The organism is Lysinibacillus sp. FSL W7-1291 (genome assembly GCF_038593415.1).
Classification (GTDB): Bacteria; Bacillota; Bacilli; order Bacillales_A; family Planococcaceae; genus Lysinibacillus; species Lysinibacillus fusiformis_D.
In genome coordinates, this window is sequence record NZ_CP151994.1 from 3,012,031 (window position 1) to 3,037,393 (window position 25,363).

The 25,363-nt window shown below is 38.3% G+C and carries 24 protein-coding genes and 1 pseudogene; 6 read left to right on the top strand and 19 right to left on the bottom strand.

The features are described 5' to 3' along the window. Nucleotides 1-231: 231 nt before the first annotated feature. The 14 genes from NST76_RS14605 to NST76_RS14670 form a co-directional block, all read right to left on the bottom strand. Entirely contained in the window at nucleotides 232-801 is a 570-nt protein-coding gene (locus tag NST76_RS14605) for a manganese catalase family protein (RefSeq protein ID WP_036121670.1), read from the bottom strand. A 25-nt stretch (nucleotides 802-826) separates the two neighbouring features. Then, on the bottom strand, nucleotides 827-1,090 hold the full coding sequence (locus NST76_RS14610; protein ID WP_036121673.1) for a spore coat protein CotJB: 264 nt from the start codon (nucleotides 1,088-1,090) through the stop codon (nucleotides 827-829). Continuing rightward, nucleotides 1,087-1,311 carry a spore coat associated protein CotJA gene (locus NST76_RS14615; RefSeq protein ID WP_101966494.1) on the bottom strand — a complete coding sequence of 75 codons (225 nt, stop codon included), beginning with the start codon at nucleotides 1,309-1,311 and terminating at the stop codon, nucleotides 1,087-1,089. Before NST76_RS14615 ends, NST76_RS14610 begins: the two co-directional genes overlap by 4 nt. A gap of 125 nt (nucleotides 1,312-1,436) precedes the next feature. Beyond that, the gene (gene deoC, locus NST76_RS14620) at nucleotides 1,437-2,108 is read right to left on the bottom strand and encodes a deoxyribose-phosphate aldolase (protein ID WP_036121676.1); all 672 of its coding nucleotides are present in this window, start codon (nucleotides 2,106-2,108) and stop codon (nucleotides 1,437-1,439) included. 351 nt (nucleotides 2,109-2,459) lie between these two features. After that, nucleotides 2,460-3,794: a tRNA (N(6)-L-threonylcarbamoyladenosine(37)-C(2))-methylthiotransferase MtaB gene (gene mtaB / locus NST76_RS14625; protein ID WP_036121680.1), complete on the bottom strand. Its 1,335-nt coding sequence runs from the start codon at nucleotides 3,792-3,794 to the stop codon at nucleotides 2,460-2,462. A 15-nt stretch (nucleotides 3,795-3,809) separates the two neighbouring features. Beyond that, nucleotides 3,810-4,547 carry a 16S rRNA (uracil(1498)-N(3))-methyltransferase gene (locus tag NST76_RS14630; protein WP_271910445.1) on the bottom strand — a complete coding sequence of 246 codons (738 nt, stop codon included), beginning with the start codon at nucleotides 4,545-4,547 and terminating at the stop codon, nucleotides 3,810-3,812. A gap of 81 nt (nucleotides 4,548-4,628) precedes the next feature. Further along, nucleotides 4,629-5,570 (bottom strand): 50S ribosomal protein L11 methyltransferase, encoded by a 942-nt coding sequence (gene prmA, locus NST76_RS14635; RefSeq protein ID WP_036121686.1) that lies wholly within the window; start codon nucleotides 5,568-5,570, stop codon nucleotides 4,629-4,631. 22 nt (nucleotides 5,571-5,592) lie between these two features. Next, nucleotides 5,593-6,711 (bottom strand): molecular chaperone DnaJ, encoded by a 1,119-nt coding sequence (gene dnaJ / locus NST76_RS14640; protein WP_036121690.1) that lies wholly within the window; start codon nucleotides 6,709-6,711, stop codon nucleotides 5,593-5,595. A gap of 227 nt (nucleotides 6,712-6,938) precedes the next feature. Continuing rightward, a complete protein-coding gene (gene dnaK / locus NST76_RS14645; RefSeq protein ID WP_036121693.1) occupies nucleotides 6,939-8,780 on the bottom strand; it encodes a molecular chaperone DnaK in 1,842 nt (613 codons plus the stop codon). A 75-nt stretch (nucleotides 8,781-8,855) separates the two neighbouring features. Further along, on the bottom strand, nucleotides 8,856-9,428 hold the full coding sequence (grpE, locus tag NST76_RS14650) for a nucleotide exchange factor GrpE (protein WP_340811712.1): 573 nt from the start codon (nucleotides 9,426-9,428) through the stop codon (nucleotides 8,856-8,858). A 17-nt stretch (nucleotides 9,429-9,445) separates the two neighbouring features. After that, nucleotides 9,446-10,474, bottom strand: coding sequence for a heat-inducible transcriptional repressor HrcA (gene hrcA, locus NST76_RS14655; RefSeq protein WP_058844752.1), 1,029 nt, complete (start codon nucleotides 10,472-10,474; stop codon nucleotides 9,446-9,448). An 89-nt stretch (nucleotides 10,475-10,563) separates the two neighbouring features. After that, a complete protein-coding gene (gene hemW, locus NST76_RS14660; RefSeq protein WP_089933517.1) occupies nucleotides 10,564-11,709 on the bottom strand; it encodes a radical SAM family heme chaperone HemW in 1,146 nt (381 codons plus the stop codon). A gap of 219 nt (nucleotides 11,710-11,928) precedes the next feature. Beyond that, nucleotides 11,929-12,777, bottom strand: a complete 849-nt coding sequence (locus tag NST76_RS14665; RefSeq protein ID WP_271910448.1) for a DUF4179 domain-containing protein — start codon at nucleotides 12,775-12,777, stop codon at nucleotides 11,929-11,931. 115 nt (nucleotides 12,778-12,892) lie between these two features. After that, nucleotides 12,893-14,092 carry an oligoribonuclease gene (locus tag NST76_RS14670; protein ID WP_330493142.1) on the bottom strand — a complete coding sequence of 400 codons (1,200 nt, stop codon included), beginning with the start codon at nucleotides 14,090-14,092 and terminating at the stop codon, nucleotides 12,893-12,895. A gap of 156 nt (nucleotides 14,093-14,248) precedes the next feature. Here NST76_RS14670 and NST76_RS14675 point away from each other — a divergent pair, with 156 nt between their 5' ends. From NST76_RS14675 to NST76_RS14685, 3 genes are all read left to right on the top strand, one after another. Then, entirely contained in the window at nucleotides 14,249-14,953 is a 705-nt protein-coding gene (locus NST76_RS14675) for a polysaccharide deacetylase family protein (protein WP_036121717.1), read from the top strand. 356 nt (nucleotides 14,954-15,309) lie between these two features. Beyond that, nucleotides 15,310-16,953 carry a pyridoxal-dependent decarboxylase gene (locus NST76_RS14680; RefSeq protein WP_089933511.1) on the top strand — a complete coding sequence of 548 codons (1,644 nt, stop codon included), beginning with the start codon at nucleotides 15,310-15,312 and terminating at the stop codon, nucleotides 16,951-16,953. Then, entirely contained in the window at nucleotides 16,937-18,634 is a 1,698-nt protein-coding gene (locus NST76_RS14685; RefSeq protein WP_036121723.1) for a methyl-accepting chemotaxis protein, read from the top strand. Before NST76_RS14680 ends, NST76_RS14685 begins: the two co-directional genes overlap by 17 nt. 80 nt (nucleotides 18,635-18,714) lie before the next feature. Here NST76_RS14685 and NST76_RS14690 read toward each other — a convergent pair whose 3' ends face one another. The 5 genes from NST76_RS14690 to NST76_RS14710 form a co-directional block, all read right to left on the bottom strand. Further along, a complete protein-coding gene (locus tag NST76_RS14690) occupies nucleotides 18,715-19,143 on the bottom strand; it encodes a GatB/YqeY domain-containing protein (protein WP_089933508.1) in 429 nt (142 codons plus the stop codon). Between the two features lie 76 nt (nucleotides 19,144-19,219). Then, entirely contained in the window at nucleotides 19,220-20,233 is a 1,014-nt protein-coding gene (locus NST76_RS14695; protein WP_089933505.1) for a DUF1835 domain-containing protein, read from the bottom strand. A gap of 344 nt (nucleotides 20,234-20,577) precedes the next feature. Further along, nucleotides 20,578-21,567, bottom strand: a complete 990-nt coding sequence (locus tag NST76_RS14700; protein ID WP_058844225.1) for a zinc-dependent alcohol dehydrogenase family protein — start codon at nucleotides 21,565-21,567, stop codon at nucleotides 20,578-20,580. Between the two features lie 78 nt (nucleotides 21,568-21,645). Next, on the bottom strand, nucleotides 21,646-22,332 hold the full coding sequence (locus NST76_RS14705) for a VOC family protein (protein ID WP_036121737.1): 687 nt from the start codon (nucleotides 22,330-22,332) through the stop codon (nucleotides 21,646-21,648). Nucleotides 22,333-22,466: 134 nt separating this feature from the next. Further along, the gene (locus NST76_RS14710; protein WP_036121739.1) at nucleotides 22,467-23,219 is read right to left on the bottom strand and encodes an SMI1/KNR4 family protein; all 753 of its coding nucleotides are present in this window, start codon (nucleotides 23,217-23,219) and stop codon (nucleotides 22,467-22,469) included. Between the two features lie 425 nt (nucleotides 23,220-23,644). On the opposite strand from NST76_RS14710, the gene NST76_RS14715 reads away from it, so the two are divergent. The 3 genes and pseudogenes from NST76_RS14715 to NST76_RS14725 all read left to right on the top strand — a co-directional run bounded on the left by NST76_RS14715 (nucleotide 23,645) and on the right by NST76_RS14725 (nucleotide 25,090). Next, nucleotides 23,645-24,196, top strand: a complete 552-nt coding sequence (locus NST76_RS14715) for a GNAT family N-acetyltransferase (RefSeq protein WP_342534978.1) — start codon at nucleotides 23,645-23,647, stop codon at nucleotides 24,194-24,196. 3 nt (nucleotides 24,197-24,199) lie between these two features. After that, nucleotides 24,200-24,634: pseudogene (locus NST76_RS14720) on the top strand (GNAT family N-acetyltransferase). Between the two features lie 321 nt (nucleotides 24,635-24,955). Next, the gene (locus NST76_RS14725; protein WP_004226973.1) at nucleotides 24,956-25,090 is read left to right on the top strand and encodes a hypothetical protein; all 135 of its coding nucleotides are present in this window, start codon (nucleotides 24,956-24,958) and stop codon (nucleotides 25,088-25,090) included. Nucleotides 25,091-25,363 lie beyond the last annotated feature (273 nt).

Here is a 25,363-nt window from a genome sequence, read left to right on the forward strand (position 1 = left end):
AGGCAAATTACCTTCTGTTGTGTACTAAAAAATTATATCGTATTGTCTAATAATGGTCAATAGAAAGTGTGCGAAATTATCAAGTGAATTTTTGGTTTTATTTTTGTTAACTTATTCAAATTGTATTTAGCTAGCAATATATCCAATATTTATTCTTCCTTCTAGTAAAACATGATTTATTGACAAACAAAAAGGCTGTTTCAAGTCCCCCTTGATCCAGCCAGCCACTTTTTAGAAAACTTTCTTCTGATCTCTATCATCTTTTAAAATTTCAACAGCCTCTCTAAAACGCTGGGAATGGACAATTTCCCGTTCACGTAAAAACTTTAAGCTATCATTTAAATCTGTGTCATCTGATAAATCAATAATCCATTGATAGGTGGCACGCGCCTTTTCCTCAGCAGCTATATCCTCATACAAATCTGCAATAGGATCACCCTTAGCCTGAATATAGGATGCTGTAAATGGTACCCCTGAAGCATTCTGATAAAATAAAGCACGATCATGATTTACATAATGGTCGCCTAGACCAGCCTCCTTGAGCATTTCAGGTGTCGCATCTTTTGTTAGCTTATAGATCATCGTGGCAATCATTTCTAAATGTGAAAATTCCTCCGTTGCTATATCAGTTAAGAGCCCTACCACTTTGTCTGGTATGGTATAGCGCTGATTCATATAGCGAAGGGCTGCTGCCAGTTCCCCATCTGCTCCTCCATATTGCTCAATTAAAAACTTAGCAAGCATTGGATTGCATGTACTAACTTTTACCGGATACTGGAGCTTTTTTTCGTAATACCACAAAAATTATTCCTCCTAGTTCTTTTGATTAGACCTGCCATGGCCACGGCGTATCAATCCAATTAAACGGATAATTCGAATAGCTTCTTCCAAAATTCATGAGCGGTCCATATTTCTGTTCGAAATCAACTTTAAGCTTCATGCTTTTCTCTGTATTTTCATTAAATTGCTGGATGGCATCATAATCGTGTGGATGGGTGTCTAAATAGAGGTTTAATTCCACAATGACGAAATCAATTGCCTGTATTTCTTCTAATTGCTGATAAAATTCAGGCGGCATCTTTTTAGTCATGCTTCACCCCTCCTTTTTAGGGGAAATGGATACGGGCTAAATAACTGTGGCCAAAGTGTTCCTGCCATTAGAGCTTCTCGTGGGGTTGGGAATTGTGGTAGTCCAGGTGGTTGAAAACCCATATATAATTGTGGTGGTGTAGCAAAGTATTTTACTTCGATAGGCTTACAAGGATCAAAAGGGCTAATATAGGGTCTCCAAGCCTTATACTGTGTAAACATGGCATCCTCCTTTCTGTCTTCACATTCATCAGTGGAGTATATGTGCGGAAAAAAATATTATGTTTATTCGACACAAAGAAGCCATAAGCTCATGCAAATCTGTGCAAGAGCTTATGGCTTTAAAATTAGTAATTGGAATCTGCAATTAAGCCATTCATAATGGCAACACCAGAGCTTGCTCCAATACGTGTAGCACCAGCTTCTACCATTTTTTTCATATCCTCTAGGCTACGAACGCCACCTGAAGCTTTTACGCCCAATTCAGGACCTACTGTTTTTCGCATAAGAGCAATATCTTCTGCTGTTGCACCACCAGTTGAAAAACCTGTTGATGTTTTCACATAGTCAGCACCTGCTGCCACAGCTAGCTCACATGCCTTCACTTTTTCTTCATCTGTTAATAAACATGCTTCAATAATCACTTTCACAAGTGCACTGCCTTTAGCCGCTTCTACAACTGCTGCGATATCAGCTTGTACATGCTCATAGTTTTTATCTTTTAACGCACCGATATTAATGACCATATCTACTTCTTTTGCACCGTTAGCAATCGCATCTTTTGCTTCAAATGCTTTCACTGCTGGTGTGTTGGCACCGAGTGGGAAGCCAATAACTGTACAAACTAAAACATCTGACCCTTGCAATAATTCGCTACTACGCTTTACCCATGTTGGATTGACACATACAGAAGCAAAGTTAAATTGCTTAGCTTCTGCACATAATTTTTCAATTTGTTCCTTTGTTGCCTCAGCCTTTAATAATGTATGATCAATCATACGCGCAAAATTTTGTTCCATTGTTAAACGCTCCTTCATTAAGCAAGATGTACGTACCTCTTCGAATCATACCATTTTTTCTCGTTGCCGTCTAATTTCTTTCTTAGCCAATTATTCATTAAATGCTATGTCATTGTTTTTTGAAACTCTACTAAATAAAAATCCGCAGTTAATGGCTTTTCTGACCCTTCCTTATGCCAGTCGTGATAAACGCTCAGTAAGCTTATAAATGACTGATATATCCTCTTCTATTTCTTCTCTCGTCACATTCATTTCTACTCTCTCAGTTTGATTTTCTTCATTATAACAAGAAAAGTGGAATATTCATCCAATAAAAAAGGATTGCCTCAAAAGCAGGCAACCCTTTGCATATTAATTAACTGTTTCTAAAACACGTACAAATTGTCCTTGTGAGTGTGGATAGCCTGCTTGTGTAATTTTTACTTTTACAAGCTGTCCAATCAGACTTTCTGGACCTTCAAATACGATTTTCAAGTAATTATCAGTATAACCTGTTAGAAGACCTTGCTCTTCACTGCCATCATGCACAAATTCTTCAGGAATCACTTCTAATACTTGATCTTCAAAACGAGATGCATATTCTTTTGCCAGTTGGTCATTTAAAGAGATCAGACGGTGTACACGCTCATTTTTAATGTCTTCATCAATTTGATCCTCCATGCGGGCAGCTGGTGTACCTGTACGTGGAGAGAATGGGAAGACGTGTAGTTCAGAGAATTTATGATCACGAATAAAGTTGAACGTTTCCATAAACTCTTCCTCTGTCTCACCTGGGAAACCAACAATAACATCAGATGTTACAGCTAAATCTGGTAAAGCTTCATGTAATTTCGTTAAACGTTCCCCGAAAAATTCCATTGTATATTTACGACGCATACGTTTTAACACCGTATCAGAACCCGATTGGATTGGAATGTGTAAATGATTAACGACAATCTTCGACTCACGAAGGACTTCGATGACTTCATCCGTCAATTGACTAGCTTCAATGGACGAAATACGAAGACGCTTTAAGCCTTTTACATTAGCCTCTAAATCACGTAGTAACTGAGCAAGATTATAATCTTTTAAGTCTTGTCCATAGCCACCCGTATGAATACCCGTTAAAACAATTTCAAGATAGCCAGCCTCAACTAATTGCTGGGCTTGATGTAATACTTCTTGGGGATCACGAGAACGCATTAAGCCACGTGCCCATGGGATAATACAAAATGTACAGAAGTTGTTACAGCCTTCTTGTATTTTTAAGGAAGCACGTGTACGGTCTGTAAATGCTGGTACATCTAATTCCTCATAAACGCGATTTTTCATAATATTACGTACGGCATTAATCGGTTGTCGTTCTGAACGATATTGATCGATATAGCCTAATAATTTCGTACGATCCTGTGTTCCTACAACAATATCTACGCCAGGAATCGCCATAATTTCAGCTGGGGATGTCTGTGCATAGCATCCCGTTACACAAATAACAGCATCAGGATTTTGTCGAACTGCGCGACGAATCACCTGACGAGATTTCTTATCTCCAGTATTGGTAACTGTACATGTATTAATGACATAAACGTCTGCTTGATGATCAAACTCTGTACGATCATAGCCATCTTCTTTGAACAGTTGCCAGATTGCTTCTGTTTCGTAATGATTTACTTTACAGCCAAGTGTGTGAAAAGCCACTTTTGACAAGGCTGAACACCTCTTTCATTCAAATTCATAGGATATGGCAGACAGTGCATATAATGGCGCTGTTTCTGCTCGTAAAATTCTTGGTCCTAATGACATAGTTTGAGCGCCTGCATGTAACAGCGCTTCTGACTCTTGACGAGAAATGCCCCCCTCTGGACCAAAGATTATAAGCATTGATTTCGACTTCTTATCATACACGTTTTTTAGCTTCTCCGCAAACCTTGTGCGCTTTTCAGCCTTTGCATCCTCTTCATCTGCAATAAAAACGGCATCGAATTGATCTATTTGTTGTAGGAGCTGTTTAAAGGTAATTGGTTCAAAAACTTCTGGGATATGTGTACGATGGGCTTGTTCTGCGGCCTCTTTAGCAATTTTTTGTAATCTTTCTTGCTTTTTTGCCCCTTTTTTCTTGTCCCATTTCACAATGGAACGTTCAGCTTCAAATGGCTGTAATGCAAACATCCCAAGCTCCGTCGCTTTTTGTGTAATTAGCTCTAGCTTATCGCCCTTTGGCAAGCCACAAGCTACTGTTACATAAATAGGTAGCTCTGGTGAAGGTATTGTTTGACCAGTCGCTTCAATCACGACCTCATCCCCTTCAAACCCTTCGATTGTACATATATGAGCGGTGTTTTGTGCAACAACAACGATTTTGTCGCCCTGCTTCATCCGCATTACTCGCTCAATATGGCGTGCATCTTCTCCGCTAATACGTGCATTTTCTATGGCTGTTTCAATAAAATAACGTTGCATGCTACACAGTCCTTTCTAGCAAGACAGGAAAACGCCAAATCACAAGCACACGGCTTACGATTTGGCGCTTCTTCAGTCAGGTTATAGCGGTCGACGAGCAATAATAGCTACCCAATCTTCCATTAATAATACTTCTTCAATCACAAAGCCTGAAGCTTCTAGTGCTGCTTTGACATCATCACGTTTTGCCCCGATAATGCCTGAAGTGACATATAATCCACCTGGTTTCACAATTGTAAATGCGTCGTCAGTGAAAGACATAATGATTTCGGCCAAAATATTAGCCACCACCACGTCTGCTGGTTCTTTGACAGTATCTAATAAGTTACCATGGAATACCTCTACCTTATCTTCTACTTTATTCAACGCCACATTTTCTTGTGCCGAACGTACAGCTACCTCGTCTAAATCGAGAGCATGCACACTTTTAGCACCAAGTAATGCTGCACCAATAGATAATACACCGGATCCTGTACCGATATCGACAACTGTATCCTCTTCTTTAATGACCTTTTCAAGTCCTTGTAAACACATCACCGTCGTTGGATGTGTACCTGTACCAAAAGCCATACCAGGATCTAATTCAATAATCAGTTCATCTGTTGAAACAGGTGTATAATCCTCCCATGTTGGTACGATTGTAAAGCGTTCAGAAATTTTGACAGGATGGTAGTATTGCTTCCAGGCAGTTGCCCAATCTTCCTCATTGACTTCAACAATGGAGACAACATTTTCACCGATATCAATGTTAAAGTTCGTCAAGTTTGTGATGGCTGCTTTAATTTCTTCGACCGTTTCATTTAAAAAACTAGACTCTGATAAATAAGCTTTGACAATGACGCCATCTTTCGGAAAATCATCTTCATTTAGCGCATAAATTTCACCATATTGATCTTCACGTGGCTTCGCAAATTCTGCAGAATCTTCGATGACAACACCACTTGCACCTGCTTCATGCAAAATATTCGAAATTGCTTCTACCGCTTCATTTTTTGTATGAATGGATAATTCAGACCACTTCACGTAGCTCTTCAGCTCCCTCTAATTATTCACCTTGGAATTTTTTCTTAATTTTATCGAATAGTGAACTACCTTGTTCTTCAGGGATATCGCCACTAATTTCAGCAAATTCTCGTAGTAATTGCTTTTGCTTTTCTGTTAATTTCTCAGGTGTCATGACTTTGACCGTTACATACTGATTCCCCATACCATAGCCATGAACATTTTTAACGCCTTTATCTTTAAGACGGAATTGGGCGCCTGACTGTGTGCCAGCTGGGATACGTAATTTGACTTTACCATGCACTGTAGGCACTTCAATTTCATCTCCAAGTGCGGCTTGAGGGAATGTCAACTTCAACTCGAAGTAAATATCGTCCCCATCACGTTCAAATTCTTTATGCCCTTGAACACGGAACATAATATATAAATCCCCTGCAGGACCACCGTTAATACCTGGTTCACCTTGACCCGATACACGAATTTGTTGTCCATCATCCACACCTGCTGGAATCGTCACTTTAATTTTCTTGCGTTTTTGAACTTTTCCTTCTCCACGACAAGTTGAACATTTTTCTTTAATGATTTTACCTGTACCATGGCAAGTCGTACATGCACGACGGTTCATCATGCGACCAAACGGTGTATCCACTGCTTGGTTGATTTGTCCAGCCCCATTACATGTCGAACATGTTTCTGGCTGTGTGCCTGGCTTCGCTCCTGAGCCATGACATGTTTCACACGTTTCATCTTTCGGAATTTCTATTTCTGTTTCTTTCCCAAAAATAGCTTCCTCAAATTTAATATTCATGCGATATTGTAGATCATCGCCTTTACGTGGCGCATTTGGGTCTTGACGGCGACCACTACCACCGAAGAAAGAGCTGAAAATATCCTCGAAGCCGCCAAAGCCGCCGCCTCCAAAGCCACCACCAAAGCCCGCATTCGGGTCTTCATGACCAAATTGGTCGTAGCGTGCTTTTTTCTGGTCGTCGCTTAATACTTCATATGCTTCAGCGATTTCTTTGAATTTTTCATCTGCACCCGGCTCTTTATTAAGATCAGGGTGATATTGTTTTGATAATTTACGGTATGCTTTTTTAATTTCATCTTTAGAAGCTGATTTTGTTAAACCAAGCACCTCGTAATAATCGCGTTTCTCCATGATTCACACTCCGCTCTGTTTGCATAAAATCTATTGTAACATGCAGTTGTTAAAACTGCCTTATTTTTTCGATTAATCATCCCATAAAATTGAGGTTTTCACTTCCTAGCAGCTAACGTATGCAACTATTCCATAAATGGTGTCATTTACGTGAAGCGATCACAACATCATGACAAAAGCCAAAGCCGCAAGCGGTCTTTGGCTTTTTCACTTAACTGTGTTACTTCCTATTTATCATCTTTTACTTCTTCGAAATCAGCGTCTACAACACCGTCATCTTTTTTACCAGCGCCAGTGTCTGCACCTGCGTCGCCACCTTGAGCCGCTTGAGCTGCCGCTGCCGCTTGCTCATAAACTTTCATCACTAGTGGCTGTAATACGCCTTCTAATTTTTCTTTTGCTGCTTTAATGCCTTCTAATTCACCAGCTTCAAGCGCTTTTTTCAATTCATCACGAGCGTCTTCAACAGATTTTTTCTCATCTTCTGTAATTTGCTCGCCTAAGTCAGCAATTGTTTTATCCACTTGGAATACTAATTGGTCTGCTTCGTTGCGAAGATCTGCTTCTTCTTTACGTTTAGCATCCGCTTCAGCATTAGACTCTGCGTCTTTTACCATGCGTTCAATTTCTTCCTCTGATAAACCAGAATCAGATTGAATCACAATTGTTTGCTCTTTGTTTGTACCAAGGTCTTTCGCTTTGACAGATACGATACCGTTTTTATCAATATCGAATGTTACTTCGATTTGAGGTACACCACGTGGTGCTGGTGGAATATCTGCTAATTGGAAGCGACCTAATGTTTTATTGTCAGCTGCCATTGAACGCTCACCTTGTAGAACATGAATATCTACTGCTGGTTGGTTATCAGCTGCTGTAGAGAATACTTGTGATTTAGAAGTAGGAATTGTTGTGTTACGGTCGATTAATTTTGTGAACACGCCACCCATTGTTTCAATACCAAGTGAAAGTGGTGTTACGTCAAGTAATACTACGTCTTTTACATCACCTGTTAATACGCCACCTTGTACAGCAGCACCCATAGCTACTACTTCGTCAGGGTTTACACCACGGTGAGGCTCTTTACCAGTTTCTTTACGTACCGCTTCTTGTACTGCTGGAATACGCGTAGAACCACCAACTAAAATAACTTGGTCGATTTCAGAAGTTGAAAGACCTGCATCAGATAATGCTTGACGTACCGGTCCAACTGTACGATTTACTAATGGTAATGTAATTTCGTCAAATTTTGCACGAGTTAAAGAAATTTCTAAGTGTAAAGGACCTGCTTCACCAGCTGTAATGAATGGTAAAGAGATTTGTGTTGATGTTACACCAGATAAATCTTTTTTCGCTTTTTCAGCGGCATCTTTTAAACGTTGCATCGCCATTTTATCTTTTGATAAATCAATACCGTTTTCTTTTTTGAATTCAGCTACTAGATATTCAATAACCGCGTCATCGAAATCATCCCCACCTAGTTTGTTATCACCAGCTGTAGCTAATACTTCAAAGACACCGTCACCTAACTCAAGGATAGATACGTCAAACGTACCGCCACCAAGGTCAAATACTAATACTTTTTGGTCTTGGTCTTGTTTGTCTAAACCATAAGCAAGTGCAGCAGCAGTTGGTTCGTTGATGATACGCTCTACTTCTAGACCTGCGATTTTACCAGCATCTTTTGTAGCTTGGCGTTGTGCATCATTAAAGTAAGCAGGAACTGTAATAACTGCTTTTGTTACTTTTTCCCCTAAGTAATCTTCTGCATAACCTTTTAAGTATTGAAGAATCATAGCCGATACTTCTTGTGGTGTGTAATCTTTATCTTCTACTGTTACTTTATCAGCTGTACCCATTTTTGATTTAATAGACATAATTGTATTAGGGTTTGTTACAGATTGACGTTTCGCTACTTCACCAACTTGACGTTCACCATTTTTAAATGCAACAACAGATGGTGTCGTACGGTTACCTTCTGGATTTGGAATTACTTTTGGTTCTCCACCTTCAAGTACAGAAACGCAAGAGTTTGTTGTTCCTAAGTCAATACCAATAATTTTGCTCATTAAAATTTCCTCCTATTATGTCAACGCAAGGGATGCGTTTTCTAACTAATTTTAATTGACTAAATAGTACAAGGACTATTCGTTCACAGATACCATTGTTGGGCGTAAAACACGATCCTTTAAGATATACCCTTTTTGGAGCTCGCGTAAGACAACACCCGTCTCTTTTTCACTATCTTGTTCTTGCATAACAGCTTGGTGAATAGTTGGATCAAATTGCTCACCTTCAGCTTTAATGACTTGTAGACCTTCTTTTTCTGTCGCTTCAATTAAAGAGCGGTACACCATTTCAATCCCTTTAATGATGGATGCAGTTTCTTCAGAAGTTGTCTCTACTTGTAGAGCACGCTCAAAATTATCAAGAACTGGCAATAAGTCAGATAGTAGGTTTTGCGCACGGTACTTCTCAGCAGCCTCACTGTCTAACTGATGACGACGACGCATATTATCGAAGTCAGCACGTAGACGTAGGTGACGATTTTCCTCGTCATCTAGCTTTGCTTGTAGCTCAGCCAGCTTCGCCTCATACTGTTCTTCAATAGATAATTCTACTGCTTCTTGAACTTCTGATTGTGTTACTTCCTCTGCTGTCGTTTCAGCTTGTACATCTTCTTGTACTAAATCTTTGTTTTCCGTTGTTTCCGTCACTTGAATCCTCCTCATTATCATTCACTACGATTTTTCATAAAGGCTTGTGTTAAATCCAAGCGCATTATGTCTAATAAAGCCACGACACGCTTATAATCCATACGTGTTGGGCCAATGATAGCAATGGCTCCCTGTTGGTCATCACCAATGGAATAGGTAGTGGTAATGACACTGCAATTTTCCATTTCTAATTGTTTATTTTCTGAGCCTATCCGAATATGAATACCTGATTCGTTCGGATGGAAAAGGGACTGCACTTGGCTAGTCGTCTCCATCAAGTCCAAAATCATGCGAACCTTATTTAAATCATGGAATTCTGGTTGGTTGAACATATTCGTTTTCCCACCATAGAAAATTTTACTTTCTGAATTATGCATTGTTGCTGTTACGAGCGCGCGAATAAAATCATCCGCTGATCTAATATGTTGCTGTAACACGGCTAGCACTTCAGCTTCAAGGCTTTTATGGAGATCTTCTAAGGATACACCAATCAGGCGATCATTTAAGATATTGACCATTTTCTCTAAATCAGAAGCGGTAAAATCTGGCGGTAAGTTGAACATGCGATTTTCAACATGCCCATTATTCGTTACGATAATTGCTACTGCTGTATCGCTAGAAAGAGGGACAATTGAAAATCGTTTGACACGATGCCTTTGAACATCAGGTCCTAAAAGTATGGAAGTATACGATGTCAGCTCCGATAGAATGTTGGCTGACTTTCGGATAATATGCTCTACTTCTACTAGTCGATCATTAAAAATTGATTGGATTTGTTGAATGTCCTTCGAATTAATGCCTTGAGGACTCAACAAATGATCTACATAAAATCTGTAACCCTTTTCTGAAGGCACTCGACCAGAGGAAGTATGTGTTTTCTCTAAGAAGCCTAATTCCTCTAAATCCGCCATTTCATTTCGAATAGTGGCTGGACTAAATGTAATCCCTTGTTTTTTGGAGATTTGGCGAGAACCTACCGGCTGTGCAGACACAATAAAGTCGTCTACAATGACTTGCAATATCTGTAACTGCCGATTTGTTAGCATGATTATCACCTCTGTTAGCACTCGACTAAGAGGAGTGCTAATACTATTATTAAGTTATCAAATCCCACATTTTATGTCAACGATATCGCTCAATCTTCTAGCAAAAATTGTTGAAAAACTTCATTGCCCACAAAACGTCCTTTTCTAGTTAGACGAACACCCACCTTATCTTGTTCTAAAAGATCTTTTGATACTAAATCTTTTATAACAGTCTCATAATGAGCAGCCATTGGTGTTTTAAATTTTTCTTCATATATAGTGTGCATAACCCCCGCTGTTTTTCGCAGCCCTAAAAACATTTGTTCTTCTCTTTTTTCCGCTTGAGATACTTCATGTTCATGAACAATAGGTAGCTCATTTACAAAAACAGCATCCATATATTTTCTTAATGGACCATGATTGGAGTAACGTATGCCCTTTAAATAACCATGGGCACCCGCCCCAAACCCTGCATATTCATCATTATCCCAATAAATTTTGTTATGCTCTGAATGGAAGCCTGGTTTTGCAAAATTACTAATTTCGTATTGTTGAAGTCCATGTAAAGCCATTTGCTGCATCAACACATCATACATATCTGCTTCGAGATCTTCCGTTGGTAAATACAACTTGCCTTTTGTGTATTGATTATAAAAAATCGTTTTTGGCTCTACAATAAGAGAGTAGGCAGAGAAATGGGGCAAATCAAGGGCAAAAGCTTTGTCTAATGAGTCCTTCCATTGAGCCATCGTTTGCCCAGGTAAACCATACATTAAATCAATGCTAATGTTTTGAAAGCCAATTTTTCTAGCCAAAGCGATTGTTTCATAAACATGGTCATTACTATGAGTGCGTCCAATCTTCTGTAACAGCCCTTGGTCAAAAGATTGCACACCCATGCTTAGACGATTGACACCACCATCAAACAACACTCGCAATTTTGCCGCAGACAATTCATCCGGATTAGCCTCTGATGTAAATTCTGTCACACTCTCCATCGGAATATACGTATGAATATACGTTAGTAGTTTGTCCAATTGCTCCGGTGATAAAGCAGTTGGTGTCCCACCTCCAAGAAAAATCGTTTCGATATTACGAAAATTGTCCGGAGATTTTTGTGTGGCAAGAGCCATCTCTTTACCAAGTGCTTCTATATATTCATCCACTGGTTGGTTTTTAAAGTAAAATTTATTGAAATCACAATAATTACAAATTTGATGACAGAAAGGAATATGAATGTAAACACCTCGTGCCATAGCAATCCCTTCTTTCTCGTTAAGTCTTTTCCATTTCTACATTATAACGAATCAATAGAAGGAACGCTATGAAACCATCTAGCGAGTTTTCCATACATATCTGCAAGGGTAGCTTCCTTGTCATTTAGTTCTAGAAAAAAACAAACTGCACTCCGATTGTTAGCGCGTTTCTAACAAATCGGAAGTGCAGTTTTTCATATATAACAAATGACTACAACTTTATTCTTTTTTTATTTTGATGCCGTCAGCAACTTTACTGCCATCCTTCTTGACAGGAATTAATGTATAATTTTTTTCTGTTAAATAAAGTGCATCTACGCGACTTCCCCACTTTGTCCCCTCTTTATTTAATGGATAGGGTGTAGCAAAGTTCCATGATTGTCCTGCCTTTGATTGGATTTTAAAATAAACTGCATCATTGACAATGCTTTGATCGGCATGAAAATAAATCGTTGTTGAGATGGGTGTGGAGACAACTTTATCAATCGTTATTTCCTGTTGATCGACATGATTGACTTTTTTATTAATCACAAAGATTTTTCGATCTTCTTGTAATTGTTCCTGAGAAGCCTCTACCTGAAATTCCCAAGGTTTATCAATCGGTGTTTCTACATTCCAATCTTTATAACGAATAGCTAATGCTAAATCTTCGTCTGACGGAAAATCATCCATTTTGATACTATTGTATATGGTATATACATTTTTAGACTGGACAATGGATTGACCTCCATTACGAACCATATAATCTTTCCCATTGACGAGTATTTGAGGGAAGAAAAATATTTGGTGTTTTGGTGTAAATGCTTTCACAGGCTCAAAGGTAGCATTCAGTAAAATTTGATTGTCATCAATAATCACTTCATTTAACGTTAAACGCCCTAAGCTATTGCTTGCTGTCTTCCCCACCTCTGTTTTATAGGCTTCGAAATCCACATCTCGATTCCACCACAAATACAGCAATGATCCACTAACGACCATCAATAAAAAGATAACAACTATCCCTCGTTTTTTTCTGCGTCCTCGATTTTCCTTATCCAAATCCACTACTCGCAGTATATCATTGGACAACCGTACACCTCATTTTTATAAATATCGTTATAATTCATTGTAGTTTGTAACAAAGCATTATATAACCTTGTTTAAAAGCAAGACAGGACGAATCCATTATGTATAAAAGGAATTTTTACATTCCTTTATGCTGATGACGAACTTTGTTGGCCATTTGCATTAAATAGTCCACAAAGAGATCATCTCTTACTAACCACACCTGATAATTTCGCTTTAAAAACCACTCCGCTTCATGAAAGCTAGCAAAGTTTTGCGCTAATGGCGTGTTATTCTTTTCAATCCCCCAGTCAATATCGTCGCTTGAAAAAAGAATAAACACATCCTCTTGCTGATTTTTATAAAATGTTCCAAATGAAGAAGCCTTTAAATTATAACGATTCCTTTTGGCATCCTCTGGAATAGGCTCTATGTGGAAGGTTGCCAATACAAACTGTTTGTAGGCTTCCATCGTTAAAGAGCAGCCCGCAGCCTTTTGATGTCCGCCTCCACCATAAACAGCGGCAATAGCTGACACATCTATATGGTCATGAACCGTTCGAAAGGATATTCTTTTACTGCCCATATTGATCATCGCAATATAATCAAGATGCATGTTTTCCTTACCTAATTCATTACCAAGCTCAGAATGATAGGATTCCGCATAAACAACGCCAGCATAAAAGTCGCCCAAATTGGTTTGCACAAGTTCTCGTTTCTTCCGCCGAATATAACGCTCTATTTTTTCTTCTTCCATGCTTAAAATTTTCTTTTCAAATTCATCAAAATCAAAGCGATCACTTGTTTTTAAACGATCCAGCATTTTCTCTTCAAATTCTTCAATGGATACTAGAAAAAACAGTGCATTTAATCGTTGCGCTTGAAAATTGCCGTTCTTTTCCCATTCCCATGTATCATATTGTCTTACTAACTCTACGAATTCTGAAATGGCGGCTGTTTTTTCTAATAAACCATGGGTCACCAAGTACTGATACAATAAAGAAGTAGCGGACGTTAAATAGCCATGCTCATCTTCAATTAAAACCTTTCCCCATTCATACTGATTGAAATGCAGCGCTGTTTTATGATGATCCAGCAATTGTACATTCCCAGTTGCCTGATAATAGTCCTGAATCCTTTTTTCATTTTCTTCGTTCGGAGAAAGATCTGTAATAAACAAAAATGTTTTCTGTTGATCATTTTCCAAAAAGAATTCTATTTCACGGTCAAGTGCCGTAATAGAATTGTAGCGTATCCTTACCTTATCGTTAAAAGCAAGCTTTGCTAAAATCCCACACCCTACTCCATCTAAATCATTATGTGATAATAATTTATACATCTCTTCACCTCCCATGTAGTATGGTTATTTTTTTGTGATTCAAACAGAAAATGGTGGCTAAAAATTGCAGTACGGACAAAGCGTCATTGAAATTGGATTCAAGTTAACATACATTTAAAACATGATATCGATCTGGACAAAGAGAGGAGTCTGTTCATGAAACGGAAACTAATTACTATTGGCATAGTTCTTCTACTAATGTGTGCTTTCGCATTTTCAGCTTATAAACTAATGAACGCTCGTAACTATCAATTGTTTGGCAATATTACTTCTCATGTTGACACACAGGAAAAGGTGGCTGCCCTGACATTCGATGATGGACCAACTGACAAGACAGACGCTATTTTAGCGTTACTAGAAGACTACCAAGTAAAAGCAACGTTTTTTCTAATTGGACAGGATATTGAGAAGCATCCAGAAGAAGCAAAGAAAATTGCAGTAGCAGGCCATCAAATTGGCAACCATACGTATTCGCATAAGCGTATGGTATTGAAAAGCCCTTCCTTTATTAAAAATGAAATAGAAAAAACAGATGCACTCATTGCTAGCATTGGCTATCAACAAACACCTTTCGTCAGACCACCCTATGGTAAAAAACTAATCGGCTTTCCCCATTATTTACATAAACATCAACGTGAGACCATTACATGGAACTTAGAGCCCGATACGTTCTTTACAAAGGCAGAGGAAAAAATAAATTATGTGAAAGAAAATATTCAACCAGGTTCTATTATTTTAATGCACCCTATGTACGACCATACAGACAATGAATTACAGGCAATAGAAGGCATTCTTCAAACGCTTATTGATGAAGGCTATACATTTGTTACGATAGAAGAACTTTTACAATATCAAAAATAATCACCCCTGTTGCCAAGAATCTGCATCACCTTTCATGCAGATTTTTTTAGTTAGAAAGGATTAGATTCCCTCTCTTTTTCTATGACCTAAAAATTATCTAATTTATAATTTCTAATCTTCCTCTCAATCTCCATATCCAATAGCATGTTCAGCTTATAAACCCCATGGCATAAAGGAAAACAACTTATTTAGAATTTATAAATTGAAGTTGGATTTTTCAGAAATGTTAATAAATATTTTTTCAGTAAAATATAATCACCATCTCTGCTAAAATATGCTATTATACCTTTAGTATAATGTCCTATTTTTATTATATTAAAAATAGAGGAAATATGAACTATAAAAGGATGATGATTATGCAAAATATCCAACAATTATTCCAGAGCGAAGATGGAAATATCCAACAAAGAGAGAATTTTTTATCCCTATTAGAGAAAATTGTTTCCTCATTAGATGAATTAAAAAATCCACATAAGACAACACTTGGTCCAATGAAAGAGCGTTCTGCTAATTTCTATCAAGAGCTGATGCAAGAACATCAAGTGCCAACTACAGGGGTTGGGCTCGATCAAGTTGTAAAAGAAATGACACAATTAATGCAAGGACATCCTTATCATACACGTAACTTTGTAACCAATGTTTTACCAATGGCAAGCATCCCAGGTGTATTAGGTCAATTTACAAATGCCCTACTAAATGGCAACAATTTATGGGATGTTTATGGTCCTGCTGCCGCTGAGTGTGAGGTCAAAGTAGTGGCTATGATGTCTAAATTAGTTGGCTATGATTATACGAAGAGCTTTGGTTATACAACATGGGGTGGACAAGGTGCCGTTTTCAGTGGACTTCGCCTTGCCATCGCCAAACAATTTCCACATGCCAAAGAAGATGGTGTTCCGAATAACTTATATTGCTTTGCTTCAGAAAACGCACATTATAGCCTTTTAAAATCTGTTGAGGCCGTGGGCATTGGCAGTAAACATTTAGTACGTGTAAAAGCTGGCAAAGACCACTCAATGGATGTGGAAGACCTACGTATTCGTATGACAGAAGTAATCGAAAATGGCGGTATCCCTGTCTATGTAGTGGCTACTACAGGAGCGACTGATCAATTTGGTATTGATGATATACAAGCTATTAAAGAGGTTACTACAACGCTTGAGAAGAAGTACAATTTACAGCCAGTACATATTCATGCTGATTCGGCTTTAGGTGGTTTTTATGCCTTCTTCAATGATTATGATTTCGAAAAAAACCCTCTACAATTTGAAGGCGATGTCGTACAAGGCTTACGACATATCCATGACCGCATGCAACATCTAGCTATGGCAGATAGCCTTTGCTTTGACTTCCAAAAGCTTGGACAAACACCTTATTTAACTAGCTTATTCTTAATTAAAGAAGGTAACAGTTTACAGCTATTAGATATTGAGGACTTCGATACACCTTATGTGGGCAATCGTGGTTACGGTTCATACCATACTGGTTATACATTAGAGTGCTCTCGTATGGGTAGCTCCATTGCTATTTTTGCTGCTCTCCAAGCATTCGGTAAGGAAGGTTATCAGCAACTATTAGCCAACTATGTACGTGTGAATTTAGCGTTCCGCACACAATTAGCTGTGAAAACACCAATGCTACAGGTCGTTAATGACACAAATATTGGTCCAGTTACAGCCTTTCGCTTGTATCCTGATGGCTTCAATTGGCAGGCTGAACAAGCTGGTCATTATACACAGGATCAAATCGAACACATTAATGGCATCAATGCATCATTCTTTGAAATTATAGGTGAAGGTCGTGATGATGTATTCTTCGGTGATACAACACGGGTTTGTACGGTTAGCACGAGTGATACAACACAGCATGTTCCCGTTGCAGCGGCAAAATTCTTCTCTATTTCACCATACACAGAGACAGATCATATCCCAAACATGATTCATTTCTTACAGCAAAAGCTAACAGTATTGGAGGCGTCTCACATTGCGTATCGTCACTAAATTTAAAAGTTCTTTACTCTATAAATATATAGCCAGTTTCACCATTCCAATAGCCATTATTTCATTGCTATTTAGTGTTGTTTTATTCGCGGTTTCTTACCGTATTATCGACAATTTTGTCATTAAACAATTCGAAACTACTTTAGAGATCACATCGAATACGATTTTTGAAGATCTTGAGAAAAATGATGTAAAAGCGGCGGATAACGGTAGCTCTGACAATTATAAAAAACTATTAGATCAATTAAACGCTACGGTTAAAAAGTTTGATATAGAAAACGCCTATGTGCTTTCAAAAGCCAATGGTAAGGAGCATATCGTGGCATTAAGTAATACTGACAATCATCAGCAAGACTATGAATTTAGTGATGAAATGCGAAAAGCCGTCGACACACAAACCATTCAAACAAGTGATATATACAAAGATGAATATGGTATCCATAAATCTATTTTCATCCCATTTAAAGATACTGATATTATTTTTGGTTTAGATATGGATGCTTCCTTCATTTCTAAGCTACAAACAGAAACACTTTGGATTTGTATTATTCTAACCGTTGTTTTTGTGATTTTTGGTATTATCGTTGCTTACTTTATTAGTGTAGGTATTACGAAACCAATTAAAAAAATGACTCGCTATGTCGGTCAGGTTGCACAGGGAGATTTAGCCGTCGAGCCTCTCCAAATAAAAGGTTCCAATGAAATTGCCCAGCTATCATCAGGCATTGAAAATATGACGGAAGATTTACGTACATTAATTCAGCAAATAGCTCAAAATGCTGAACAAGTGGCGGCCATGTCAGAGGAATTAACTGCAAGCTCCGAGCAAACAAGTGCTTCCATACAGCAAATTACATCTTCTATGCAAGAGGTTGCAGTGGGCTCAGAAAAACAAACCTCTTCGATTGAAGAAGTGGAAAGCCATATTACAACCATCTCTAGCAAAATGACAGAGGTTGTCACAAGCGTAACTGGTGTGACAGAAAAGGCATTCCAGGCATCTGCGATCTCAGAAAAAGGCAATACAACGATTCAAGATGCTACAGAAAAAATGGCCGTAACATCCCAAGCCATTCAAGAATCAGCAACTGTCGTTGAACGTTTAAGCACATACACGAATGAAATCGGGGATATTGTAGCATTGATTACCCAAATAACGGATCAAACCAACTTACTTGCGTTAAATGCTTCCATTGAAGCAGCGCGTGCAGGTGAGCATGGCAAAGGCTTTGCAGTAGTAGCTGAGGAAGTACGTAAGCTGGCCGATCAATCTTTAGATGCTACAAACAGTATTCGAACACGTATCGAAACCATTAAGGAAGAATCGGCTCAAGCCGTAAAATCGATGGCTATTAGCAGCAGTAATCTTGCGGAAAGCTCCACAACATTTAATGCATCAGGAGAAGCATTTGCTGACATCTATAGCCACGTCACATCACTTACGCAGGAAATGGACCATGTCAATAACATAATGTCCAATATCAATGAAGGCGTGAGCAGCATCGCGATCTCTGTTGAACAAGTGGGCGTAGTAGCTGTGCAAGCCTCAGGCAATATTCAAAACGTTGCTGCTGCTTCTGAGGAGCAATCTGCAAGTATCGAGGAAATCACAGCTTCTTCGAATAACTTAGCAGAAATGGCTCAACAGCTTCGCAATATCACTCAAAAATTTAAGTTATAAAATTAAGAATCCGCTATGCTCCTTTTCGGCATAGCGGATTTTTCTCTGCATAAAAAATCTCCTACCAAAATGGTAGAAGATTAGGCAATAATATTTTTCACAACTTTTGAGATAACTGCACCTTCCGCTTGGCCTGTAAGCAATGGCTTCGCAATTTTCATGGCTTCTCCCATGTTCATTCCTTTACCAACACCTGCCGCTACTAATTTCTCAGCAATCGCTTCTTCGGATAATTGCTTCGGTAAGAAAGATTTCAAAAGTGTCAATTTGGCTTCCTCTTTTTCAATCAAATCTACTCGTCCAGCCGTCTGTGCGCCTTCTAACGCTTGATTCGTTTGTTTGACCTCTCGATGAATAATGGCTATCTCTTCTTCAGCGATTAATGCTGCTCCCTTTTCTTTTTCAGCAGAATCTAAAGCTGATTTCAAAAGAGATAATACACCCTTTGCTAAAGTATCTTTCTCTCTCATTGCCGTTTTTAATTGTTCAAATACTTCTGTTTTTAACAATGATCTCACTCCTTCAAGCCATCTATATTAGAAAACATTATACCATAAAATACCTCAGAACATGACAGTCAGTGCCTCAGTCAAGCAAATAAGCATCTGCTAATTTTACTTGATAATGCAACATCCCTTTTAACTCACCTCGATAAGAAAAGACCCCTTGCTGAATTAATTGACGCAGGCGATATTCAATCCATTCCGCTTCTCTATACTGTTCCATATGCCCTAGCACTTCCCCAATGAGTCTAGCCGCCATTAGATATGGAGCTTCTTCTTGGTCTTCATGTAATCGTTTAGCACAGGCAATGATCCAGTCATCATCTACATTTTCATTGTGATGACTCCAAAGTTCATTGTATTCCCAGGTATGTATACAGTAGTCATCCATTAACATCTTTAATCCTTCTTTAGATAAAGCCTGCTGTACTGATTTTTTTAATGGGCGTCCCTGGTATTGCTCATAAATATGAAGTACATTCTCTACACTGACCTCTCCAGAGGATCTTGGATAATTGTCCTCTGCTAACTGGGGGAATATATGCAACTCATGGAATAACTGAAAAGTATCTAATACATAGATATCATTTGGTTTCTTTTCTAGCATCGCTAAGACAAGTCGAAGCCCTATTTGTTCATGGGCATTTTGACAAGTCCATATGATTATATCTTGATGTGGCGGAATAGATTTTATTTTCTCTACGGCTTCCTTCACCTCGCGCTCAAAAATGGCCAATCCATCGTCTTCTATAAAATAGCGCTCTTGTAGCCATTGAAAACGAGCTTCAATCCCTTCACATAGATGTAAATCTTTCAAAGGACCAACAGAAAAATTACCAGGCATAACGATGATTTCTTCCGTTTTCACGTAGTTACTATTGCGAAATGCAGCCTTCAAACTCCCTCCAGGTGAATGACCAAACACAATATGAACCGTTTCGATCGTTGAAACATCCTGCTCCTCATTTTGCTGCAATAAAAACTGTACCATATCGTCCTTCGACTGTTCATTCATTAAAGTCAAAAAGAGCATAGACTTCGCATCAGCCTCACTCATTCGCTTTATCGCCTTTTTTAATTTGTTGACATGTTCCATTATCTAAACTCCTTTGCACAATGGCCTGTATCTTAAATTCCCTTTCCATAAAAACAGTTACTTCCATCATACCGCAATTTCCGATTACCTTAAATTACTAATTTAGTTTTTTATGAAGATGAAAGATAAAGAATTGCTCTATTTATGTAAAGGTTCTATTCTTTTAAGCGAGGGAGACTTCTTTAGGTAGATTATTTACTTGTTGGAGCGAGGTCATCCTCTTTATGAGCGGATTAACGACTTTCTCATTGTTGGAGCGCATTCCCCCTCAATAGAAAGAAAAAAACTACTACCATCAATAAGAGCTTACAATAAGTTCTTTAACACTGAAGGTAGTAGGGTTCTTAATCAAAATTCGTTAAAAAAATCTTTCCTTTATTAGTAGCTTCAACGGCAGCTATTGCCTGGTGTATGTTCACTAGTGGGAAATGGTCCTGTACCTGCATCATTTTTAACGAATCCGTATGTACCATATTGACGAGCTGTTGCATAGTTTGCTGCCATTTTTCGATTGGTGTTTGGCGTTGCCAGTGGCGCAAATGAAACATCATCGCTTGTACCTTTGCTTCCCTTACAATGTTTGTCCAATTTACCTGTATTCCCGATAAAAGACCGATGGCTAAAAATTTCCCACCAGGCTTCACACAGTATGCAAGTTGATTGCCCGCCTCCCCACCAATCGAATCAATCGCTGCATCAGCACCTCTGCCATTTGTTAAAGCCATTATCGTTTCATGAAGTGGCATCTTAGAAGTATCTATGACAAAGCGGGCCCCAAGCCGCTGTAATTCGTCTGTATGCTGATGACTTCGTGTGACAGCAATAAGCTGAAAACCTAGTAATTTGGCAAATTGAGCATAGATATGTCCAATAGCAGAGCCACATGCATTCACTACTAGTACATCATTTGATTGTAATTTGAGAACTTCTGTACAGGTGACGAAGGCTGTTATCGGATTAATATACATTTGTGCTGCAGTAAAATGATCCATCGTAGAAGGAATAGCTACAGCAAAGTCCGCCTGAGTCTTCACCATTTCCTGCCACGTGCCCTCTCCTCGTAGTGGCAAGACTCGCTGACCAATGAGCTTTGAAGAGATAAGTGGTCCAACATCTTCAACGATTCCAACGCCCTCATAACCCGGAACAGTTGGTAAAGTGATTCGGTGGGCATATTTTCCCCAAATCGGTATTAAATCCGAAGGGTTGATGGGTCTTGCTAGCATACGCACAAGAATTTCTTGACCTTGTGGAGGTGTAATCGTTTTATTTTCAATCCTTAACACCTCATGTGGATTTCCAAATTCATATAGTTTAAGGCATTTTGCTTTCAACGATTCTTGCTCCTTTTTCTGATTAATTCTAGCTCTGTATAATCGTTCTGATACTCTCTCCACTTAGGTATGCCCATCTTATCTTTTTTGACTGATGGTCAATTGACCTTTTTCATCTACAAATAATTGTAACATATCGTTTATTTCGATACAGATTGGACTGATTACTGCTTTCTTATCAGAGAAATACCAAAGTCGTTCACTTGGTCCTAATAGAATATTGGCTCCATCTTCGTAGTTACCTAAAAAATGAAGAGCATCTGGTTGGATTTTCTGATCATTAATAGGTTTAATAGCATATTCATTTAATTTTCTAGCGGCTGCTAGAATGTCGTCGGTCGTTACATTGATTTCACCAATCTGTAGCACTTGCTCCATAGAAAAATAGGCTGTATCCTGTTCTGGATTTACTTCCTGCCTCGCAATAAATTCTAGTATATTGCCTTCAGGATCGTAAAAATAACAAGAGTAAGCTTTTAAAAAATCAAAATACACTTCATCCTGCCCCTCTGAAGTAAGCAAGCCAACACGTTCTTTGGCCCAAATTTTTGCCTGATAAAATAAATTTCTTGGAATATTTAATGCAATATGATATTGCTTTTGAATCGTAGTGGGCACTTTTTCAAAAGTCATCTTACTTTCACCAACTGCTATTGTAAAATAGTCACCTGTACTTTCTAATAAGGCAAAGCCTAGCTGGTCGCTATAAAATTTCTGCATCTTTTGTAAATCGTGAACAAATAGTTGAACCTTCGTAATTTTCATCTTCAAGCACCCCTTTGCTACTCCCCACTATACAAGCAAATATATGATATGGCGTCATGCAAAAGAATGAAGTTCCCTTCGGTCCATTTTAAGTAATTCGTTATCCCTATTATTTACAAAAATCATGTAATGGTTCATTCGATAAATTCAGCTAAGCTAATTTTCTTTTTTTGATAGTTTGCACGAATATGCTGGAGCTCGTCTTCTAACCTTAAAGCACCCGCTTCAACTCCTCTATAAATTAATAGTGGAGGCTGTTCTAACATCTCTCTTGCTCGCGAATAATCACAAGAGAATATTTTCTTAAGTAACAATAATGTCTTTAGCTTATTTTCCCCATCTCCTGTTATAGTCAGTTCATAGTAAGTAGTAGAGTTGTCTTCAGGCAACATCTCCTCTAAACCAGGCGGAATTAGCACACTCTCAAGAAACATGATTAGATTGTCATAGGCCATTGTGAAATCCCAACAGCCTGTCCCATGAAGAGCAGAAAAAATTGCCGTATCCCCTCTTGATAAATCCAAACAATATGGATCTCCTTCATCTGTTGCGATGACCAAATAATTGTGCGGCCAATCCAGAATCACCTCTTCTGTCACTGGATTATAATGATAGCCTTCCTGCCCACGCATTAAATCTCTTGCTCCATAGATCTGTAGATTTATATAATCACCCGTATTCCATGTAACTCTTTCAACGACATAACGCCTTAAAAAATAGACATATTCCGTTGGTAATGACCACTGACTGTCTACAAATTGGCTAATATCCTCCTCGATTTGATTGTGAAAAAACATAGGGTAAGCTGAATCCCTCTCTTGAATATCTTGGATAAAACTGCGCATTTGCTCTAATACTGCATCTAGTTTCTCCTGCAACTCTTTCAACTGCATTCCCTCCTTTCGTTACCTAGTGTCTTTCTTTATATTTTAACATATTCCATCATTAACCAATTAAGGTGAACATGTTATAATCATTAAAATAGACTGGTAGTATGCATAACGTGCTCAACAATAACGGATGGGGGCTATCTGTCATGTCACAATATGCGAACGAACAGACAGTACAATAAACCAAGGTGGCACAAGGAGAACAATGTCTGAAAAAATTAGCTCATCTGGTGAATATCCAACCCTCTATTTGCTATAGAGAGTTGCTTTGGCATACTGAAAAATATGATGCCTCCTATTATTGGCTACAAGCTTGCACTTGATCGATTAACCGCAGTAAAGGCAGATATAGATGTTGACGTGCAAAGAGCTCATACCTTATTAAGCCAAAAATCACCAAATACGAAGGAGCGTAAGAAAATTTGAAATTACTCATAAGACGTCCCGAACAATCGGACATACAAACATTACATCAATTCTTTTTCCACGTCATTCAAGATACTTATGCAAAAGAAGGGATTGCCGAGCTAGTGGACGATCAACAGCGTGAATGGGCAATGAAAAAGCAGTATGTCGCAATAGACTTAGAGAGCCAAGGCAAAAAAAGATTTTTCTGGGTAGCTATGGACGAAGCAACAAATGACATAATAGGAACGATCGAATATGGGGAAGCCAACGAGATCATTCAACAAACGATTAAAGGAGATCTTTCCCATTGTCCAGAAATCGGTACCGTATTTGTTCATCCGGACTATCAAAATCGTGGTATTGGCACCATGCTATTACAGAAAATGCTAACAACGTTGGAAAAACAAAAGGTGCATAGCTTTTGTTTAGATAGTGGATATAAACAGGCACAAGTCATCTGGCAGAAAAAATTTGGACAGCCTGACTATATACTTGAGCACTTTTGGGGAACGAATAGCCATCATATGATTTGGCAACGAGTACTACCATTGCGAGAAAAGAAGTAAAAGATGTCTTATCAAATCACACAAGAACGACATAAGAAGAACAAAGCTTATGTCAATAACATGCTTTATGAATACAATGTAAAACACTTTCCAAAAGATTTACAAGGTCGATATCAGGAAATTAATTTATTTCTAACTGATAGCAATGGTCACGTTTATGGTGGCATACTGGGTGAAATTTGCTGGAATTGGTTAGAAATACACACGCTAATGGTAGACAAAAAGCTTCGTGGGTTAGGGTATGAATCAAAGTTGTAGCAAACAATTGAACAAATTGCCTTCAACCATGAATGTGATTTCATTAAAGTTGACACGCTTAGCTTTCAAGCGTTAACATTTTATGAAAATCATCATTATGAAATTTACAGGACTCTCGACCATGTTGGCAGAGATTTTAAACATGATTATTTAAAAAAGACGCTACGATCTGATCTTTAAAGGGGAGATATTATGAAGGTCCATCAACAATTATTATGGATTAGTATTTTACTACCTGTATCTCTCTATTTTTCGTGACCTATCAACAGACAACTTTTGGAGGACCGATTCCATGGGTACGTTATATCGGAGAAGAAGAAGTCGCAGCCCTTTCCTATTTCAACCCCGCCGTCCTAGTCCAAAGCCATTATCATATGTTTCATTTTTTATGAATGTCTGTATAATCTATCTCACTTTAGCTTTAGGTAAAGATTTTCTGCAATCCGTTAAAGAATAAATCGTTTGTAGTGCCCATACTTATTATGTTTGGAGGGAAATGAAATGTTAAAATTCATTGATGATTTAGCTGGTGCGGTTTTCGATGTTTTTATGTTATTTTGTTATTTCTTTGCAGGCGTAATAATTGTAGGAGTCCCTATTTTTTTATTGGCTAAGTTCTTCCTATTGTTTCATTAAATTGCCTACAAAGAGTATTACAATAAAAGGGATCTCTATTTCAATAGCGATTCCTTTTATTGTTTATGGCGCTTCAGCTTTCTCAGCAGACAATAAAAATGGTCAGGATTTTTTTAAAATGTAGAAAATCTATTTATCTTTTACTAAAATTTTCTCAAAATGTACATGATAGCTACAAAATATAAAAATCGCCAAGAAGCAAACTACTTAGGTGCAGTTTAACTAGAGAAAAAAACAGGGAATGCTACAAAAAAATAGCATTCCCTGTTTTTG